Annotated in this window: 19 protein-coding genes; 8 read left to right on the top strand and 11 right to left on the bottom strand. The window is 67.5% G+C overall.

Features of this window, described 5'->3' with window-relative positions; all coding sequences use genetic code 11:
• The first annotated feature begins 62 nt into the window (after positions 1-62).
• Both OSH07_RS23495 and OSH07_RS23490 read left to right on the top strand, forming a co-directional pair.
• On the top strand, positions 63-755 hold the full coding sequence (locus OSH07_RS23495) for an HNH endonuclease (protein WP_266341147.1): 693 nt from the start codon (positions 63-65) through the stop codon (positions 753-755).
• Positions 752-1,390, top strand: coding sequence for a hypothetical protein (locus OSH07_RS23490; protein WP_266341146.1), 639 nt, complete (start codon positions 752-754; stop codon positions 1,388-1,390). Before OSH07_RS23495 ends, OSH07_RS23490 begins: the two co-directional genes overlap by 4 nt.
• Before the next feature lie 363 nt (positions 1,391-1,753).
• Here the strand turns inward: OSH07_RS23490 and OSH07_RS23485 are convergent, their stop codons facing one another.
• Positions 1,754-2,692 carry a DMT family transporter gene (locus OSH07_RS23485; RefSeq protein WP_266341168.1) on the bottom strand — a complete coding sequence of 313 codons (939 nt, stop codon included), beginning with the start codon at positions 2,690-2,692 and terminating at the stop codon, positions 1,754-1,756.
• Positions 2,693-2,874: 182 nt separating this feature from the next.
• On the opposite strand from OSH07_RS23485, the gene OSH07_RS23480 reads away from it, so the two are divergent.
• Together OSH07_RS23480 and OSH07_RS23475 are read left to right on the top strand one after the other, a co-directional pair.
• Positions 2,875-3,450 (top strand): DUF1214 domain-containing protein, encoded by a 576-nt coding sequence (locus OSH07_RS23480; protein ID WP_266341145.1) that lies wholly within the window; start codon positions 2,875-2,877, stop codon positions 3,448-3,450.
• On the top strand, positions 3,447-4,064 hold the full coding sequence (locus OSH07_RS23475; protein WP_266341144.1) for a DUF1254 domain-containing protein: 618 nt from the start codon (positions 3,447-3,449) through the stop codon (positions 4,062-4,064). The genes OSH07_RS23480 and OSH07_RS23475 overlap by 4 nt, the downstream gene beginning before the upstream one ends.
• 28 nt (positions 4,065-4,092) lie before the next feature.
• Here the strand turns inward: OSH07_RS23475 and OSH07_RS23470 are convergent, their stop codons facing one another.
• Positions 4,093-4,275 carry a hypothetical protein gene (locus OSH07_RS23470; protein WP_266341143.1) on the bottom strand — a complete coding sequence of 61 codons (183 nt, stop codon included), beginning with the start codon at positions 4,273-4,275 and terminating at the stop codon, positions 4,093-4,095.
• Positions 4,276-4,506: 231 nt separating this feature from the next.
• Here OSH07_RS23470 and OSH07_RS23465 point away from each other — a divergent pair, with 231 nt between their 5' ends.
• A complete protein-coding gene (locus OSH07_RS23465; protein ID WP_266341142.1) occupies positions 4,507-6,012 on the top strand; it encodes a DUF2336 domain-containing protein in 1,506 nt (501 codons plus the stop codon).
• Positions 6,013-6,018: 6 nt separating this feature from the next.
• Here OSH07_RS23465 and OSH07_RS23460 read toward each other — a convergent pair whose 3' ends face one another.
• The 4 genes from OSH07_RS23460 to OSH07_RS23445 form a co-directional block, all read right to left on the bottom strand.
• The gene (locus OSH07_RS23460) at positions 6,019-6,360 is read right to left on the bottom strand and encodes a DUF1491 family protein (RefSeq protein WP_266341141.1); all 342 of its coding nucleotides are present in this window, start codon (positions 6,358-6,360) and stop codon (positions 6,019-6,021) included.
• Between the two features lie 16 nt (positions 6,361-6,376).
• Positions 6,377-7,270 carry a peptidoglycan-binding domain-containing protein gene (locus OSH07_RS23455; RefSeq protein WP_266341140.1) on the bottom strand — a complete coding sequence of 298 codons (894 nt, stop codon included), beginning with the start codon at positions 7,268-7,270 and terminating at the stop codon, positions 6,377-6,379.
• Complete coding sequence (locus OSH07_RS23450) at positions 7,263-9,038, bottom strand: PAS domain-containing sensor histidine kinase (RefSeq protein WP_266341139.1); 1,776 nt, start codon at positions 9,036-9,038, stop codon at positions 7,263-7,265. Before OSH07_RS23450 ends, OSH07_RS23455 begins: the two co-directional genes overlap by 8 nt.
• A gap of 195 nt (positions 9,039-9,233) precedes the next feature.
• Complete coding sequence (locus OSH07_RS23445) at positions 9,234-11,369, bottom strand: alginate lyase family protein (RefSeq protein WP_266341138.1); 2,136 nt, start codon at positions 11,367-11,369, stop codon at positions 9,234-9,236.
• 366 nt (positions 11,370-11,735) lie between these two features.
• On the opposite strand from OSH07_RS23445, the gene OSH07_RS23440 reads away from it, so the two are divergent.
• Both OSH07_RS23440 and OSH07_RS23435 read left to right on the top strand, forming a co-directional pair.
• Complete coding sequence (locus OSH07_RS23440) at positions 11,736-12,098, top strand: DUF5330 domain-containing protein (protein WP_266341137.1); 363 nt, start codon at positions 11,736-11,738, stop codon at positions 12,096-12,098.
• A 47-nt stretch (positions 12,099-12,145) separates the two neighbouring features.
• Positions 12,146-12,598 carry a SufE family protein gene (locus tag OSH07_RS23435; RefSeq protein ID WP_266341136.1) on the top strand — a complete coding sequence of 151 codons (453 nt, stop codon included), beginning with the start codon at positions 12,146-12,148 and terminating at the stop codon, positions 12,596-12,598.
• On the opposite strand, the gene OSH07_RS23430 is transcribed toward OSH07_RS23435, so the two are convergent.
• Complete coding sequence (locus tag OSH07_RS23430; protein WP_266341135.1) at positions 12,599-13,396, bottom strand: DUF6456 domain-containing protein; 798 nt, start codon at positions 13,394-13,396, stop codon at positions 12,599-12,601.
• Complete coding sequence (locus tag OSH07_RS23425; protein WP_266341134.1) at positions 13,396-13,689, bottom strand: helix-turn-helix domain-containing protein; 294 nt, start codon at positions 13,687-13,689, stop codon at positions 13,396-13,398. The genes OSH07_RS23430 and OSH07_RS23425 overlap by 1 nt, the downstream gene beginning before the upstream one ends.
• Before the next feature lie 270 nt (positions 13,690-13,959).
• On the opposite strand from OSH07_RS23425, the gene OSH07_RS23420 reads away from it, so the two are divergent.
• Positions 13,960-14,283, top strand: coding sequence for a hypothetical protein (locus OSH07_RS23420; protein WP_266341133.1), 324 nt, complete (start codon positions 13,960-13,962; stop codon positions 14,281-14,283).
• Between the two features lie 68 nt (positions 14,284-14,351).
• Here the strand turns inward: OSH07_RS23420 and OSH07_RS23415 are convergent, their stop codons facing one another.
• From OSH07_RS23415 to OSH07_RS23405, 3 genes are all read right to left on the bottom strand, one after another.
• Positions 14,352-14,765 (bottom strand): Ros/MucR family transcriptional regulator, encoded by a 414-nt coding sequence (locus OSH07_RS23415; protein ID WP_266341132.1) that lies wholly within the window; start codon positions 14,763-14,765, stop codon positions 14,352-14,354.
• A 271-nt stretch (positions 14,766-15,036) separates the two neighbouring features.
• Positions 15,037-16,716, bottom strand: coding sequence for a proton-conducting transporter transmembrane domain-containing protein (locus tag OSH07_RS23410; RefSeq protein ID WP_266341131.1), 1,680 nt, complete (start codon positions 16,714-16,716; stop codon positions 15,037-15,039).
• Positions 16,709-16,927, bottom strand: coding sequence for a hypothetical protein (locus OSH07_RS23405; RefSeq protein ID WP_266341130.1), 219 nt, complete (start codon positions 16,925-16,927; stop codon positions 16,709-16,711). Before OSH07_RS23405 ends, OSH07_RS23410 begins: the two co-directional genes overlap by 8 nt.
• Positions 16,928-16,984 lie beyond the last annotated feature (57 nt).

Below are 16,984 nucleotides of genomic sequence, written 5' to 3'. Positions count from 1 at the left end.
TGGACTACGCACCAGCACACGGCCGATGCTATACTGATCTAGCATCACGGTGGAGTTTCCTTATGGCAGAAAGAAAGGCAATAGCCGCAGCAACACGACTACGGCTGTTTTCTGATTCGGCAGGTCATTGTCAGAAGCCGGACTGCCTCGACACTCTATTCCCCGTCGAATTGGGTGGAGACAAACATATTGCGGAAATGGCGCATGTCATTCCACATGGCGAGGCCGGACCGCGTCATGAAGATCGCCCTGCAGGCGAATTCGACGCAGACACCTTTGAGAACCTAGTTTTGCTGTGCCCAACGTGCCACACAAAAATTGATAAGGATCCCGAGAGCTTTCCTCGCCATATCCTTCTGGAATGGAAGCAAAACCATCTTGCCAATTTGGCGGCGAAGCAAGGTATCAGAAGTTATGAGGACCGCGCTCAGGCAAGAGCAGCGATCGCTGGCATCATGGCCGAAAGCAAGGCAATCTGGGACAAATTCGCCCCCGAGCATGGCTCCGATTTTGAATATGATCCGGAGTCGGAATCCGCGTCGGCATGGACGCAGCGTATCAGGAGCGTCATCTTGCCCAATCACTATCGTGCTCAAGCCATCATCAAGGCGAATCTGGGACTCGCCACTGACGAGGAACGCCGAGCTTTTGCGGAGTACCAGGAGCATGTGCGTGCTCTTTCGGAGCGCCATGTTTGCGGTGTCGCCGGTCGCGCAATCCGGTTCCCCCGAGCGATGGAAGGCATCTTCTCTTGAACTGGCAAGTCAGATACGCACTGGAAAATCTGGCAAAACAGACGCGGTCAACTGCGAAGCATGTTGAGGGGGAACTTATCCTGATCGCGACGCAAGATAGACCGGACGTGCTGGCTGTGATCTCGGCCGCCCACGAAATCGATCAGGTGACGGCGGTTAACTACAAGAAGCAGTATCCTGCACTAGATTTCCTGTGTGGGTACCGGTCAACCTGCGTTTGGCACGGCAATGCCATTCAATTTCTCGAAGACACCGGCTTAGGCTGGGGCACTTTTGCAACACTTTCCTCGGCCGCGCTCGATGGCAACGCAAATACCGCGTCTCACAAAGTGTACAAATTCGCTGATAGGCTTCTACGACAGTACGGTCGGGTGAAAGAGGTGATCCGGGATTATGATCGCATCCACCGAGTTTCGTTAAAAAGCGGCACGAGTGTCAGGATTGGCATGATTGCAGAATACGAGCCCACCGCCGATGCGGTTCGTACTCTCTGGGAGCGGTTTGGTCCGATTGATATCGTCTGGAACATCAATCCGAACGGGAGTCCTTCGCCGGAAGCGATTGACGCAGGACAAGAGCTCGGGTGCGAGGTAATGAAATGGGACAGGCTAAAAGAATATCTGAGAACAGCTTGATGACCGCAGGGGAGATTGCGGCTCATCTTCTGTGTTGCTGCAGTTCCCTAGGCAGATTCGATTCCTACATGTTTGGATCCAGCCTAGTCGGTATCGGAGAGGATATTGACATTCTGATCGTTGGCTCAGTTGGCGATGCGCTGTTACAACTCAAACAGGAGTTGCGAGTTGCAGCCGAATGTCTACCGCTTCACATTCTCTACATGCAGCCCACTGAAGTTCAACACACCGATTTTATTACGCGACAAAACTGTATACCGCTCAAGAAATTAGCGTCGTCAGTATTCGTATGAAGCTCATATTGTAGCGCAGCTAGTAAAGTGCAGTGAAAAGCACACAGTCCCTACAAGATATCACTGCTCCTCACCCAGCCTCCACCACCCGCCTCCCCCTAACCCACCGCCACGCCCGGCCATCGAACGCCAGCAGCCCCGCGCCGATCAGCGCCATGCCGGCGAGATGCTTGGGCGCCAGCGTCTCGCCGAGAACGAGCGTGCCGAGCAGGATGGCGGAGACCGGGACGAGGAGCGTCACCAGCGAGGTGTTGGTGGCGCCGGCGCGGGCCATCAGGCGAAAGAACAGGATGTAGCCGAGCGCGGTCGAGAGCGCCGCGAGGCCGAGGATCGCGCCCCAGACCGGCCAGCCCGGCAGCGCCAGGGTCCATGGCCGGTCGAAGACCAGCGCCAGGGGCACCATCATCGTCGTCGCGGCGATCATCTGCCCCGACGCCGCCGTCATCGGCTCGACGCCGAGGCGCGGCAGACGACGGCCGAGCGCGCCGGAAAAGCCGTAGCTAAGCGTCGCCAGCAGGATCGCGAACTCGCCGAGCCCGTGCGACCCGAAATCCCAGAAGACCTGCGGGCCGATCAGCACGCCGACGCCGGCGACGCCGATCGCGATGCCGGTCACCTTCGCCGCCGTCAGCTTCTCGTCATTGGTGAGGAAGTTGACCACCAGCGCGGTCCAGAACGGCGTGGTGGCGTTCAGCACAGCGGCGAGCCCGCTCGGCACCTGGGTCTGGCCCCAGACGATCAGCGAGAACGGGATGACGTTGTTGATCAGCCCCATGCCGAACAGCACGCGCCAGACCCGCCAGCCCCTGGGCAGCGCCCTCCCCGTCACCCGGATCAGCGCCACCAGGATCACCGCCGCGAGGCCGACGCGGAGCGACACGACCGTGAAGGGCGGTAGCGCCTGACCGGCGATCGAATTGAAGAAGAACGAGCCGCCCCAGAGCGCCGAAAGGGTCGCCAGCAGCGCCCAGTCGCCGCGCGTCATCGTCTGGCGGATCGCCGTCGTCATCATCGCCTCGCTGGATTCCTTCGTGCCCCGCCTGCTCTGCCCGCCTTCGGCGCGGCCGGCAACCCGTTTGTTGCGGCGGAAGGGCGCGGGGCGGCGCGCGGGCGCGGCGGAACGCATCAACCCTGCTATCGCCCGCCGTCTGCCCGCGCTATCTTCGCGGCGCTCCGACCTGAGGCCCGTGCTTGCGACTTCTGATCAACCTCGCCATCGCCATCGCCATCGCCGTGATCGTCGGCTTCGGCTCGGCCGCGCTCGTGCTCGACCGCGAGAGGCTGTTTGGCGCGGTGACGCGCGGGGCGTGGACGGCGTGGCCGGATACCGGCAGCGCCGATGCCGATCCCTATACCGCCGCCATGCTGGCGCGCACCGGCGAGGTGCCGCTCGGCGCCGGCGAGGGCCTCGCCTTCTCGGCCGATGCCGATGGCGCCGGGGCGCGGCTTACCGGCGGCTGCACCTATCGCATCACCGGCCAGACGCCGCCGGCGCGGCTCTGGACGCTCACCGTCTATGATGCCGACGGCCACCTGATGGACAATCCCGCCCGCCGCACCGCCTTCCATTCGCGCGAGGTGCTGCGGCACGAGGACGGCAGCTTCACCATCTCCGTGTCGCGCGCGGCGCAGCCCGGCAACTGGCTGCCGGTGACGACGACGGAGGGGATCCGGCTGATCCTGCGCCTCTACGACACGCCGCTCGCCGGCGGCGCGCGCGTCGGCGCCGTCGTCATGCCCGAAATCGCCAAGGCGGGCTGCCCATGACGCGCTTCGCCCGGCGGAACTGGATCCGCACGCTGCTCTATGTCCTCGGCGGGCTGCTGCTCGGCGGCATCATCCACATCGCCGTCATCCTGCTCCTGCCGGATTTCGCCAATCGCGACGCCTGGACGTCGCTCGGCCGGTTCGGGCCGGACGGCGCCTTCCATCTTCTGCCGATGTCGGAGCCGGGCACCGAGCCGCTGCCCTATCTCGACCCGCAGATGGCCTATGCCGCCTGCCGCTTCTCGCTGGAGGACGGGCCGGTCCGCATCAAGGCGGCGATGCCGGAGGATTTCTGGTCGATCGCGGTGTTCAACCGGCGCGGCAGCAATGTCTACAGCCTGAACGACCGCTCGGCCGAGCGCGCCGACATCGACCTGGTGATCGCGACCCCGGTGCAGATGGCGCAATTGCGCGAGAACCCGATCGCCGCCCTCGACCAGTCGATCGTCATCGAGGTTCCGATCACGCGGGGCTTCGCGCTGATCCGCAGCTTCGTCGCCGATCCGACGCTGGTCGGCCGCGCCGAGGCGCTGCTCGGCGCCGCCAGTTGCTCGGCGGAACTGCCCTCGGCCGATGCGCCGCCCGCCGCCGATCCCGGCGACGAGAAGCAGTGAGCCCGGATCCGCTTCGGCCGCAGACTCCCTAGCCGCCCCGTCCGGGCTTCGGCTGCGGCGCAGCCACGGGTTGCGCCGGCTGCGGCCGCTCCGGGCGCTGGCGATCGATCCGCACGCCCGAGAAGATGATGATCTCGCATGTCCCCTGCTTCGGCAGGCCGGAGCGGACCCGTCTGCGCCGGTCGCCCGAATAGCTCAGGATGGTGCCCATGTGACCTCCTTGGAGGTCCGTCCGGCTGCATCGACGCCCCGATAGCCTGGCGGACGCTCGCATCAACAATAGCACCATTTACCAACCGGCAAGGTTAACGGATCGCTAACAACTTTCCGGCATGATGGATTCGGGCTTGGCGATCGGGGCTACCAACGGGGATTGCGATCGCGTCGACTGCTCTTCAGGTAACGCGTCATCATGCAACCCTCGCATTTTTCGGATGGTCTCATGGCCATGGCCGTGTCGAGTCAGCAAAGTCGCGACGCCGCGCTGCTTCGCGCAACCACCGAGCTGTTCGTGCTCGACAAGACGCACGACCAGGCCGGCATTCGCCGCTTCGAGGAACTGGCGGCGCATTTCCTCGCCAAGGTTTCGGTTGCCGACCGCGCCTTCGTCGCCGAGCGGCTGGCGCGCCACCCGGATACGCCCGGATCGATTTTGCGCATGCTCGGCAAGGACTTGGTCGAGATCGCCTCGCCGATCCTGCGCCATGCGCCGGCGCTGAACCCATTCGATCTCCTCGCCATCATGGCCGCTACCGGCCCGGCGCACTGGCGGATGATGGCCTCGCGCGAGGGCCTCGCGCCGGCGATCGCAGCCGCGCTGCGGATGACCGGCGACGCCGAAACGATCGCCCTGCTGCCGGCCGAAACCAGCCCGATGCCGGAGTTGCCGGCCGCCGCTGCAGGCGCGCCGACAGTCGCGGAGACAGGGCCGGTCACGACGTCCGAGTCCGAGATCTCAGATCCGCCAGAAATCCTGCCGGAACTCGTCGCCGAAGCGACGGTCGCAGCCCCGGAGCCGACGGAATCGGCTCCCGAGCCGGCGAATCACCTCGCCGCACCTGAGATCTCGGCCCCCCTTTCGGCGTTGGTCGCGGCGCGCGTCCTCACCGCCAGCCTGAGCGCCGAGATGAGCGCGCTCGCCAGCGACGCGCCGCCCGCCCCGGCCTCCGCGCGCAAACCTTTCGAGCCGCAACCCCGCCCGGCAGCCGTCGCGCCGACGCCGGAAGCGACGGCCGCCGCCCCGGTCGCGGCCACCTCCGAGGCCACGCCGCCTCCCGCCGAAGTTGCGCTGCCGGCCGTGCCGGCCGAAGCGCCGGCCGCCACGATGCCGGAAGCCGCGCTCCCGGTCACGGACGAAGCGCCCCCGATTGTCGAACCGGCCGTATCCGACGATCCCGTCGCCGCCTTCCTCCGCCTCGACCGCGAGGGCCGGCTGGCGCGGATCGGTTCGCTGCCGCCCGCGCCGCTGTCGAAGCCGAAGCTTTCCTCGATCCAGATCGACCAGGCCTTCCGCGCCGCACTGAGCCGGGCCCGCCTGCCGATGCTGGCGCGCCAGCACCAGCGCGAGCAGTTGATCGCGGCGCTGGCCGAGGGGCTCCGCCTCGACGTCGAACAGGTGACGGCCCTGCTGGACGATCGTTCCGGCGAGGCGCTGATCGTGCTGCTGAAGGCGATCGGACTTTCGGACAGCGAGGCGCAGCAGGTGATGCTGTTCGCCAATCCGCTGATGCGCGAGGCGGTCGAGGCCTTCTTCCGGCTCTCGGAACTGCTGGCCGGCATCGCACAGCCCGGCGCGAGCCGACTGGTCGGCGAATGGCGCGGCGACGCCGAGCCCGAAGCCGCGCATCAGCCGCATTTCGCCAACGCGCCACGCAGGGATACGCGTCCGGCCGCCCTCGATCAGCCGATCCTTGGCGAACCGGCTCTCCGGACCGAGAAATTCGCCTGAGGCCGATCAGCCCGCCGCAATATCGAGGAAGGACCGCCCCTGGCGATCCTCGGTCTCGACCAGCCAGATATCCGGGTCGAAGCGGGTTTCCGAGGCAATCCGCTGCTGCAGTTCGAGCCGGTCGATCCGTTCGCCGATGCGGGTGAAGAGCCGGTCGGTAGGCCTGCTGTCATCGAAAACCGTCTGTGGCGCCGGGCCATAGAGGTCGACCGTTCCGTCCAGCCAGTCGATCGCGACGAAGATGGCGCCTGCCTCCTCGGCGCCACGCCGGACGACGGCGGCGAATGCGCCCTCGGCGAAGACACGGCGGATATAGGCCGCGACCCAAAAGCCGGATGTTACGCGCATGGGGGGATCGACGCTCTCAAAGCGTGTCCATCGCGCCGATCAGCACCAGCTTGGCGATGACGGCGTCACCAGCCGCGCCGGTCATGGGCAGGCCGTTATCGCGTTCGAAACGGCGGATGGCGCTGGCGGTCTTGCCGCCGCCGCGGCCATCGGTCTCGATCGGACCATAGCCGATCTGGTTCAGCGCCTGCTGGACGCGCTTCATGCGGGCGCGGCCGGCGGGATCCGTGATCGAACCGGTGGAGACCGGATCGGCGATCTCGGCGGCGCGCGGCCGCCCCCTGCGCATCTCGCTGAGCAGGCGCGGGCTCGGCTGCCCCGTCGGGATCAGGCCGATCCGCTTCTCGAAGGCCGAAATCGCCGCCTTGGTCTGCGGTCCCAGAACGCCATCGACGGAGCCATCATAGAAGCCGACATCGAGGAGCGCGCGCTGCGTATCGGCGACGAGATTGCCGACTAGAGAGGCATGGCCCTGCGCAGCTGTGGCGGCCGGCTGCTGCGGTGCGGTGGATGCAGCCGTCGCCGGGGCCTTTGCCGGCGCAGGCGGCGGCGCCGGTTGTGACGCCTGCGTGGCGGCGACACGGCTCTTCGGCAGCGGCATGGAGACCGTCTCGGCAACGGGCGGCGCGGTCGCCGCCGGAGCCGACGCAGCGGCTGCTGCAGGAGCCGGGCTTTCGGCGACGCTGCGGGTCACGAAGAGCGGGTCGGGATGATGCCTGGTCTGCAGGAAAGCGGCGTTGGAGACAATCGAGGTCACGGCGATGGCGATCAGCGCGAAGCCGCCGGCCCGGCCGGGGTTCTCGATGATCTTGTCCGCCAGCCGGCCGATCAGGCTCTCGGTCTCCGGAGCCGGACGGCGCGACCGGTTCGACGGACGTTTCCGCCTTGCTGGAGCCTCCCGCTCACGCACGCCGACGCTCCCTCTCCTCGAAGACCGTCCCAGCCGGGCGGATGAAGGGGGCCGCCGCATGGCGCGCGGGGCGGATGGGAAGGCGCACGATGGCGCGCGTGCCGCGACCCGTTTCGCTCTCCAGCGCGAAGGTGCCGCCCTGCAGCGCCACCAGGCCCTTGACGACGGAGACGCCGAGCCCGGTGCCCTCGCCGCGACGCTCGGCACAGGCGTCGGCCTGGACGAAGGGCGTACCGATGCGCGGCAGGTCGTTGGCGGCGATGCCGATCCCTGTATCGCGCACCTCGATCACGAGTTCACCCTGCTCCAGCGTGGCGGAAACCGTGACCGTGCCGCCAGCTTCGGTGAACTTCGCGGCGTTGGAAAGCAGGTTGAGCAGGATCTGCCGGCAGGCGCGCCGGTCGGCGACGATCTCGGGCAGGTCGCGATCGATGCGGCGGACGAGCTTGATGCCACGACCGGCGATCTGCTGCGCCATCATGTCGAGCGCGCCGTCGATCACCGGCACGACCGGAAACGGCGCCGCCACGACATCGAACTTGCCCGCCTCGATCTTCGACATGTCCAGCACGCTGTTGACCACCTGCAGCAGGTGCTCGCCGGTGGAATGGATCAGCCGGATATAGTCGCGGTGGCGCGCCATTTCGAACTTGCCGAACAGTTCGCGCTGCAGGATCTCCGAGAAGCCGATGATGGCGTTGAGCGGCGTGCGCAGCTCATGGCTCATATGGGCGAGGAACTGCACCTTGGACTGGTTGGCCTGGTCGGCGGAGGACTGCGCCTCGGCGAAGGCGTCGCGCTGGCTGCGGCTGGCGGTGACGTCGCGCAGGACGGCGACCACCGAGCGCGTGCCCTGCGCCGCATCGAGCGCCGGACGGCAGCGCATCTCGGCCCAGACGAAGCCGGCGGCATCGTCGCCGGCGGTCCGGCGCAGGCGGAACTCGACCTGTCGCGGCTCGCCGGTGCGATCGACCTCGGACAGCGCATGCAGATAGTTCGGCCGGTCGGCGACGTGGACGCGATCGAACAGGCCGTGGCCGATCAGCTCGGCCGGCGAGCAGCCGAGCATGGCGCGCGCGGCAGGCGAGGCGAACTCGACGGCGCCGGAGCCATTGTGGCGGGTGATGAGCTCGGCCGTGTTGTCGGCGAGGATGCGATAGCGCGCCTCGCCGTCGCGGGCGGCGCCCTCGGCGACGCGCTGGACCAGCTCGATGCGCAGCGCCAGGCCGGCGCCATAGAGGATCGCGGCCGCGACCAGGATCGGCGCGAAGGAGACGGGCCCGGCCATCGGCGCGGGGAGCAGGCCGGCCAGCGCCACCAGCGCCAGCCCGGCAAGCGCGCAGACGGAAATCGCGATCGACGCCAGCGTGATCCGGCGCGAACCGGAAAGCGCCGCCTCGGCCGGCACGATCGCCAGCAGCACGAGCGCCGGCGAGCCGAGGCCGCCGGTCAGCATGCCGGCCCAGACGACGAGCCCGGCCAGCGCCACGGCGGAAAGAAGATGGGCCTCGCCATAGCGGCCCGTGCGCGACAGGAAGCCGGCGATCGGCAGCGGCGCGGCCAGCCAGCCGAAGGCAACGGCCGAGGCGAAGGACGGACGGCCGGCCAGCGCCAGCCAGATCGGGAACAGCATGAGGACGCCGAGGCCGACGGCCAGATGCGCCGCGATGAACGCGCGATGGCGCGCGGCGAGCAGCGGCTCGTCAGCGACCGAGCTATGGACCAACCCGTCGATGATTCGCCGCAAGGGCTCGAATGAAACCGTCATACACAACACACCAATGACGCTCGTTCCGGCCTTCCGGCCCGCCGGCGCAGGGCCCGACAAGGGCCATCCCGGCAATGTCGGGATCATGGCAGACCCCGCTTAAGGGAACCCTAAGGATAAGCGCCGGACGACGCGATCCGCCGGCCTTAACAAGGATCCCTGCCACCCGGACGGAGCTGGCCGGCAGGCAGAGATCTAGCGCTGCAGCGGCCAGAACGGCGCCATTCCGAGCATGGGATCCAGGCTGAAAGGCGGCTGCGGCGCGGGGCCCGCCTGCTCCGGCTCGTACTTAGCGCTGTAGGCCGCGCGCAGCGGCTCGACCGCCAGTCGCTCGGCCTCGACGGGGAGCCCCTTCGGCCAGTCCCGCGCGTCGCACCGGTCGATCAGCCAGCGGAGCACCTTCCGGAGCGAGCGGCCGTCCGCGGCCTCGTAGTTCCAAAGATCGTCGCCGACGCTCTCCGCCAGCCGTGCGATCGCAATCCAGCCGACGAGATTGAGATAGCTATAGTGGCGGGGGCGCGAGCGGGCGAGTTCACGCGGCTGCGACCCGTCCGGCGCGAACTGATGCGGCAGTCGCTCCCGCACACGCCGGAGCGCGGCATTCAGGGCATCGATATCGCCGAGGAAGATGGCGATCGCTGCAATCTGGAGATCGTAGAACGTGCCATGATTGTTGAGCCGGCGGCTGGCATGGCGGCCCTGCGGACTATCCAGCAGCCAGTCGGCGTAGGAGCGGAGCCAGTGGCGGAAGGCGAGGCCGTCTCCGGGAGAGAGCGCCCCGCCCCGCTCCATCAGTCGCACGGCATCGAGAAGCCGGGGCAGGCCGCTGAAATCGAGGATGCCGTAGCCGGTGCTGTCATGGCTGTCATGGCCGTGCACGAACTGCGCGAAGCGCAGATGCGGCGTCATGCGCGTGCGCGGATCTATGAACCAGGTCCGGACCAGGCCGGCGGCGTGATCGAGATATCGCCCGTCGCCGAGCGCCGCCCAGCCGAGGGCCAGCACGATCGAATCATCGAAAAGCTGCTGGACCCGCATCCGGTCGAAGCGCTCGGGCGCGAAGCCCGGCAGGCCGGAGCGAAAGACGTCGTCGCCATCCCGGTTCACATAGGGCAGGCCGTCCGGCGAGGCGGGATCCGGCCACCAATAGCGCGCCAGGCTGAAATAGTCGCGGGCGCCTGCGCCCGGCGCCGGCGCCGGCTTGTCGGCGACGGAACCGGGGCCGCGCGACAGGGCAGCGTCGGCATCCGCCTTCAGCGCCGAGCGCAGCGTGGCGGACGCTTCCGACGCCAATTCGCCGATCTTTGCCTCGTCGTAGAGACAGAGGCGCTCGGGTTGGACCCGGCTCGCCATGACCTGCCGGTCGAGCCAATCCAGCGCTGCTACGATGGCATCGGCCCGCGCGAGGGCGCGCACGGTCCCCTGCCCGCTCCGCTCTAGGTGCGGCTTGCCGGATTCGAGCCGCCCAACCCATCCGGCAAGGGCGAATCTCCCCGCTTCCGCCGAGCGCGGCGCCATCGGCGCCTCCCACGTATCGGCGAGCCAGCGATCCCAGGGGCCCGGGACGCCAAGACGCATGAGCAGGTCCACCTTGGGCCGGGTGCCATAGGGGCGCGCCTCGTCGAACATCTCGACCGCGTCGTTCCGGAAGATCAGCTGCGGCTCGTCCTCGGCCGGCCGTTCCATCTGCCCCCGCAGCAGGAGCTCGTTGCTGGAAACCCGCAGCATCGGCACGACGAAATATTTGAGATCGGGCTGCTCCAGGACGGCGCGGCGGATCTCGCGCCAGCCGCTCTCGGTCAGGAAGCAGTTGCCGTCCCAGGGAAGGACCCATCTGGCCAGGCCGCGCCCCTCGCGAAGCGCGAGGTTGCGGCCGCCATTGTTGTTCATGACGTAGATGTTCTTCAGCCGCCGCGCATGCACCTCGGCGCGCGCCCGCGCCTCCGGGCCCAACGCCTCGTAGGACTTGCTCAGGAAAAAGCCCGGCTCCGCGAAGCCGTCTTCCGCCCAGCCTATGCCGGCATATTCCCCGATATCGAAGGGAATGCGCGTATAATCCTGGCCGCTGCGCTCGAGCAAATCGATGATCAGCGCTTCCTCGGCCGGATCGATGATCCGGTTGACGATCCAGCGCTTCCGACAGTCTTCGAGCTCCGGCTCGTGGGCAAGGATCAGCGCGAGATTCGTCCGCGTCTGCCCCTTGCGGTGGCGGGGGAAGAGATCGTTGCCGAGGATGCGAAGGAGCACGAAATCGTCAGGCCCGTCATGCTGGGCGGCAGGCGGCGGCGCCGATGCGGCGACGGCCGGCATCGAGGCGGCGGCGACAGGCAAAGCGGCGCTCTCCCGCTGTTTGGCGCGCCCGAGCTTCGCCAACAGACGCTTCGGCCGCCAGCGCCGGATTTCGCGCTCGAGCCGGTATATCGGCCGTGTCAGACGCCAGGCCCAACTCGACGACATGGCCTCGATTTCTGCTTGGCTCGACCTTTTCAACGCGCTCCCCCGGTCAACCGGCGGAGGGTATCGCAAGCGCCGGGGCAAGGGAACGCGGCCCTTCATGGTTACCCACGCATGAACCGGTTCGCTAGAATTTGCCCATCCGCCTGAACGCCACTTTCAGTTGCGCCGCCTAGGATCGACATCGTCACGACGAAACGATCGTGGCGCGGCGATGGGTTCGGAAGGCGGAAGGGCAGATCGATGTTTATCCTCCGGGCGGCTTTCTGGTTTTCGGTCGTGGTCCTGCTAATTCCCGGCGACCCGAGCCACGGCGTGCAGGCCCCGCGCGTCAGCGCGATCGACGCGGTTCTCGCCGCCCGCGGCGCCGTCGCGGACCTCTCCGGCATGTGCGAGCGCCAGCCGGAGGTCTGCAGCCATGGCGGCGCCGCGCTGGCCGCCTTCGGCGCCAAGGCGCGCTATGGCGCGCAGTTCCTCTACAGCGCCATCGACGGGACGCTCGGCGGCCCGGCCCCGGTGCTCCCTGGCGTCGGCGCGACGGGCGGCACGCTGACGCCGGCCGACATGGAGCCGAACTGGCGCGCGCCGCATCCGCGCAAGGCCTGACAATCTTTTCGGCGCCGGCCGTTTCATCCCGCTGCGCGAAACGCTATATGCGGGATGCCATGAACATCACCGCCACGCTCTCGCCCATCGACCGGATTCTCGACGATTTCGCCTTTCTCGACGATTGGGACGATCGCTATCGCTATCTGATCGAGCTCGGCCGCGCCCTCGAACCGCTGCCGCCGGAAGCGCATAACGAGGCCAACCGCGTGCATGGCTGCGCCAGCCAGGTCTGGCTGCAGAAGGACGTGCGCCAGGAAGCAGACGGCCCGCACCTCGACTTCAAGGGCGACAGCGACGCTCTGATCGTGCGCGGCCTGGTCGCCATCGTCATCGCGCTGTTCTCGGGCCGCCCGGCGGCGGAGATCGTCGAGACCGACGCCGAGGCGGTGTTCGAGAAGATCGGCCTGCGCGAGCACCTGACGACGCAGCGCTCGAACGGCCTGCGCTCCATGGTCAACCGCATCAAGACGGAAGCGGCGGCCGAAGCCGCCGCCTGATCAGCCCGCCTTCGGCTTGAAGTCCTCCGAGCCCCAGTGACGAATGCCGCCGCCAGATGCGCGCCCCTGCGCGCTCGCGGCAAGCCCGTAGTGCCTCGCCAGCGCCGAAAGCGCCAGTTGCAGCACCAGCTTGGCCGAGCGCTTCGGCCAGTCTCTTTCGCGCTCGATCTCCTCGATCCCCTTCAGGAAGCAACAGAAATCGACGAGGATGCCGGCGAATTCCGGCCCGGTCGCCGCTAGGGCGCGCTCCACCCGCAATCGCGCCGAAAGCGCCGTCTCCGTCAGGTCGGCCATGCCGCCGGGGCCGCCGCGCCGGCCGCTCGCCACCGCCGCCGACCAATTCGACGTCACGCGCGGCATTAATTGCCCGCGCGTGAAATCCGCCCGCAGCCGCTCGCCGGCGCTGAATGCCGCGTCATCGATCAACGGCCTGCCGTCCCGCCCCTTGCGGCTCCGCAACCAGGCGAGCGGGCTCTCGCCGGCGTCGACGAGCACGGTGTTGCGCGCGCCGTCCTCCTCGAGCGTCCGCCGTTCGCGGCTCTGGTGCTGGCCGGCGAAATCCTCGCCGCCGGCAAGCAGCCGCCGCACCATCGCCCTGCCCGCCGCCGACAGGATATAGCCGGCGCCATAGGCCTCAAGCGCGCCATCGGCGAGCAGCGCCCTGACGCTCGTCGCCTCGACAGCGCCCCTTCGGGTCGTCAACGGCGAGACAAGGCCGTATCCGTCCGCATCCGGCTCCAGCCTCGCGCCGGCAGTAGCGAGACGACGGGCGAGACGCGCCGCTTCGCGCCTCGCCATCATGCCCTCCCCGCTTGAAAGGTGGCGCGGCAGGCGGCTCGCTCCAGCCTGTCGACGAACTGGTCGATCCGCTCGCTCTCGCGCTGCTCCTCGACGCGACGGCAGGCATGCGCCGCCGTCGTGCGGTCGCGACCGAACAACCGTCCGGCCTCGGTGTAGCTGAGGCCGAGCGCGATATGGGCGATGTAAACAGCGACCTGGCGGGCATGCGCCTCCCGGGCCGTGCCCCGTCCGGCGCCGCACAGCCTCTCGCCATCGACGGCGAGCGCGGAGCCGACAAGGGACACCAGCATCCGCCGCGTGCCTTCCTCGCGGGTGCGCCGCTGCTGGATTTCACGATTTTCAGCCGCTGGGGCCGCTCTTCCCACCATCGGAACCTCCCGTAACGCAATATAGGATTTTAATCCTAGACCACGATAGTCCTATCCGCGAAGGGCGGGGATAGATTTTTTGGATGAGGATCCTCCGCCTTTGGCGGGAGCGGCGACGCGGGGATAGAGGGCCGGCTTATCCCCGCGCGTCGGGGCGGCGGGACAATTGGGGCTCCGAAACCGGAGACGACCATGGCCCGCCCCGCCCGAATTCCAGACGATCCCATCACGAAAGCGCCGATCCGCCACCGCGCCCGCCACGCCGTCGACGCGGCGATCGCAGCCGGCGTCGCGCTCTACCGGCGCCAGACCTGTTTGCCGCGGCTGCTGCCGATGCTGCCGGCCGAACTCGCCGACGAGAGCGAGGCAGCGCGGCGGCGGATCGTCGCCCGGCTCGCCCGCGCGCTCCGGACCGAGCGGATGCGCGGCCGCGCCGGCCACTGGACCTACGACCTCAACCGCCACATCGCCCTGCACCAGGCCTATGAGAGCGAACGTCGGCAATTGCGCCCCTGAAGGATGCACCGCGCAACAAAAAGGGCCCGGCGATGCCGGGCCCTTTGTCATTCGAGCGGATGGCGCGATCAGCGGCGCTTGCGCTGCTGGCCGAGGCCCATCTTCTTCGCCAGTTCCGAACGGGCGGCGGCATAGCTCGGCGCGACCATCGGATAGTCAGCCGGGAGGCCCCACTTCTCGCGGTATTCTTCCGGCGACAGATCGTAATGCGTACGAAGGTGGCGCTTCAGCGACTTGAACTTCTTGCCGTCTTCCAGGCAGACAATATAGTCCGGGAACACCGACTTCTTCGGGTTCACCGCCGGCTTCAGCGGCTCGGGCTCGGGCTCGACGACGCCACCATGAGTACGGTTGAGCGCCTGATAGACTTCGGTGATCAGACCGGGAAGGTCATGCGCCGAAACTGAATTGTTGCTGACATACGCGGAAACGATGTCAGCCGTCAGATCTATCAGATCGCTTCCTGCCGTTTTTTCAATCATGGTCTACCCTAACTTCGGTTGTGTCATAGCAATTCTGTAACGAAGAAATTGAGAGCTTGCAGCTTCGACGGCGCCAGAGCCGGACAAATCCAAGCATCGGCAGTGGCCATCGGCGCGCTAAATCCGTTACTTCGTCGCACCTATATAATTGCGTTTCCGCAAAGACAAGCATTAAGTCGGTGCATTGTTAGGCCGCGGCACATCTTTATGGTCGCGGCGATTCGTCTCGGCCAATATTCCCCTGATCACACGGCCCCGGGCAAATCCCCATTCACAATGCCGCGATCAATACATAGATCGCGAGAAGCGCTGTGGCCCAGAAGGCGATCTTGCCGGTTGGCCAGTTGCCGGCCGCGCCAAGACGCAGGATTGAACGCTGCGAAAAGGAGCCCCAGCTGCGGCGCGCCTCGGCCCGGAAGTCAGCACCCGCCTTGTCAAAAAGCCCCCTAACCCGGCGCCAGCGCGGCGCCGCGCGGTGTGGCAGCTCGCGCCACAACCAGTCGACGTCCAGCGTAAATCCAAGACTGGGGCGAAGTAACGGCAGCAAGAAGGCAAATATGCAACTTGCACCGACTAACATCTGCAACTGGAACAGGATGTGGTCGGCCGTGAGGATCGGCACGCCGGCGATCTCCGGCGCAAGTGTTTCCAGCCATCCCGGGAAGCAACCCGATGCAACCAGCAGAAGACACAGCGCGCCCATCGCGGCCCGCATCGACCGCGTGGGCTGGATCTCGACCCTCGCGCGCTCGGGCCCGGACAGCGCGAAGAAGGGCAGTTTCAGCCCGATATAAAGGAAGGACCCGGCCGAAACCGCCGTCAGAGCGAACCAGTAGAAACCGGCCTGGTCGGCCGCCAGCGCCGCCATGATCGCCGATTTGCTGACGAAACCCGCCGTCAGCGGCATGGCGGCGAGCGAGAGGCCGCCGACCAGCATGGCGGCGGCCGTCTCCGGCATGGCGCGCGCGAGCCCGCCGAGCCCGGTCAGGCGCGTCTCGCCGGTTGCGCGCAGGATCGAGCCGGCCGCCATCATCAGCAGCGACTTGTAGAGGATGTGCGCCAGCGCATGCAGGGCCGCTGCGGCAAGCGCCAGCGGCGAGCCGATGCCGACGGCGACGACCATGAAGCCGACCTGGCCGACGATCGAATAGGAGAGCAGCTTGCGGATATCGTTTTCGAGCAGGGCGTAGACGAGGCCGTAGACCGCCATGGCGAGGCCGATCCAGAGCAGCGCCGGCTCGCCGGGAAAGAGGCGGATCAGCACCAGCACCGCCGCCTTGGTGGTGAAGGCCGAGAGGAACACCGCGCCCGACCAGGACGCCTTCGGATAGGCGTCGGCAACCCAGGCGGAAAGCGGCAGCGCGCCGGCGTTGACGAGGATGCCGGCTAGCATCAGCCAACGGCCGACGCTGTCGGCGCGCATCGCCTGCAGCGACAGGCTGCCGGAACCGGCGATCTCGGCGGCGATGCCGGCGAAGAGCAGTACGCCGCCCAGCACATGGATGAGCGCATAGCGCAGGCCCGCGCGGGCATTTCCGTTCGACCAGATCACCAGCGTCGAGCCGATCGCCAGGATCTCCCAGAACACGAACAGGGTCAGGAGGTCGCCTGAAAAGGCGATGCCCTGCGCCGCGCCGGCATAGACGAGCGCGGCCGCCTTCTCGGTGGCGCTCGGCTGCGTCACGCCATAGAGCGCGCCAGCGAGCGCGGCGATGCCGAAGGCCGTGCCGAAGATGCGCGAAAACCCGTCCGCGGCGATCGGCACGAGATGCAGGCCGAGCCAGTCGACGACCAGCCCCGGCCCGAGCGGCAGCATCCAGACGAGCGCCAGTGCGATCGCCGGTGCGAGCAGGAACAGCGCGTTGCGCAGCGGCTCCTTCAGCAGCGGCAGGATCAGCCCTGCGGCGATCAGGACGAGGGCGGGCGACAGCGGCCCGAAAGTCTCAGTCATCCGCCCGCTCCCCGCGTCGACGCATCAGCCGGCCCCAGCCATGAGCGACCATGACCGCGACCGCCGCGCCGAAGAGGCCGAACCACGCGGCGAAGCCCGGCGTGCCATCGATGCCGAAGCTCGGATGATGCGTGACGAAGCTATCGGCGACGACCAGCAGGGCGAGGACGACGACAAGGGCGATCAGGATCTTGCGGCGGGTGGCGGTCATGGCTTTCTCCCGGCGGAGAGATGAGAAAAGCCCCACACCCCACCCCTCTCCCGCGCG

It is taken from the genome of Kaistia nematophila (genome assembly GCF_026343855.1).
Lineage (GTDB): Bacteria > Pseudomonadota > Alphaproteobacteria > Rhizobiales > Kaistiaceae > Kaistia > Kaistia nematophila.
The sequence above is the reverse complement of the archived record's forward strand: the minus strand, read 5'-3'. Positions and strand labels throughout refer to the sequence as shown.

Bases quoted from the DNA above. Each gene is read 5' to 3' on its own strand.
- OSH07_RS23460 (WP_266341141.1), bottom strand. From the start codon at position 6,360: ATGCGCGTAACATCCGGCTTTTGGGTCGCGGCCTATATCCGCCGTGTC.
- OSH07_RS23465 (WP_266341142.1), top strand. From the start codon at position 4,507: ATGGCCATGGCCGTGTCGAGTCAGCAAAGTCGCGACGCCGCGCTGCTT.
- OSH07_RS23450 (WP_266341139.1), bottom strand. From the start codon at position 9,038: ATGACGGTTTCATTCGAGCCCTTGCGGCGAATCATCGACGGGTTGGTC.
- OSH07_RS23415 (WP_266341132.1), bottom strand. From the start codon at position 14,765: ATGATTGAAAAAACGGCAGGAAGCGATCTGATAGATCTGACGGCTGAC.
- OSH07_RS23485 (WP_266341168.1), bottom strand. From the start codon at position 2,692: ATGACGACGGCGATCCGCCAGACGATGACGCGCGGCGACTGGGCGCTG.
- OSH07_RS23405 (WP_266341130.1), bottom strand. From the start codon at position 16,927: ATGACCGCCACCCGCCGCAAGATCCTGATCGCCCTTGTCGTCGTCCTC.
- OSH07_RS23435 (WP_266341136.1), top strand. From the start codon at position 12,146: ATGCGGGATGCCATGAACATCACCGCCACGCTCTCGCCCATCGACCGG.
- OSH07_RS23440 (WP_266341137.1), top strand. From the start codon at position 11,736: ATGTTTATCCTCCGGGCGGCTTTCTGGTTTTCGGTCGTGGTCCTGCTA.
- OSH07_RS23420 (WP_266341133.1), top strand. From the start codon at position 13,960: ATGGCCCGCCCCGCCCGAATTCCAGACGATCCCATCACGAAAGCGCCG.
- OSH07_RS23425 (WP_266341134.1), bottom strand. From the start codon at position 13,689: ATGCTGGTGTCCCTTGTCGGCTCCGCGCTCGCCGTCGATGGCGAGAGG.
- OSH07_RS23495 (WP_266341147.1), top strand. From the start codon at position 63: ATGGCAGAAAGAAAGGCAATAGCCGCAGCAACACGACTACGGCTGTTT.
- OSH07_RS23470 (WP_266341143.1), bottom strand. From the start codon at position 4,275: ATGGGCACCATCCTGAGCTATTCGGGCGACCGGCGCAGACGGGTCCGC.
- OSH07_RS23410 (WP_266341131.1), bottom strand. From the start codon at position 16,716: ATGACTGAGACTTTCGGGCCGCTGTCGCCCGCCCTCGTCCTGATCGCC.
- OSH07_RS23430 (WP_266341135.1), bottom strand. From the start codon at position 13,396: ATGGCGAGGCGCGAAGCGGCGCGTCTCGCCCGTCGTCTCGCTACTGCC.
- OSH07_RS23475 (WP_266341144.1), top strand. From the start codon at position 3,447: ATGACGCGCTTCGCCCGGCGGAACTGGATCCGCACGCTGCTCTATGTC.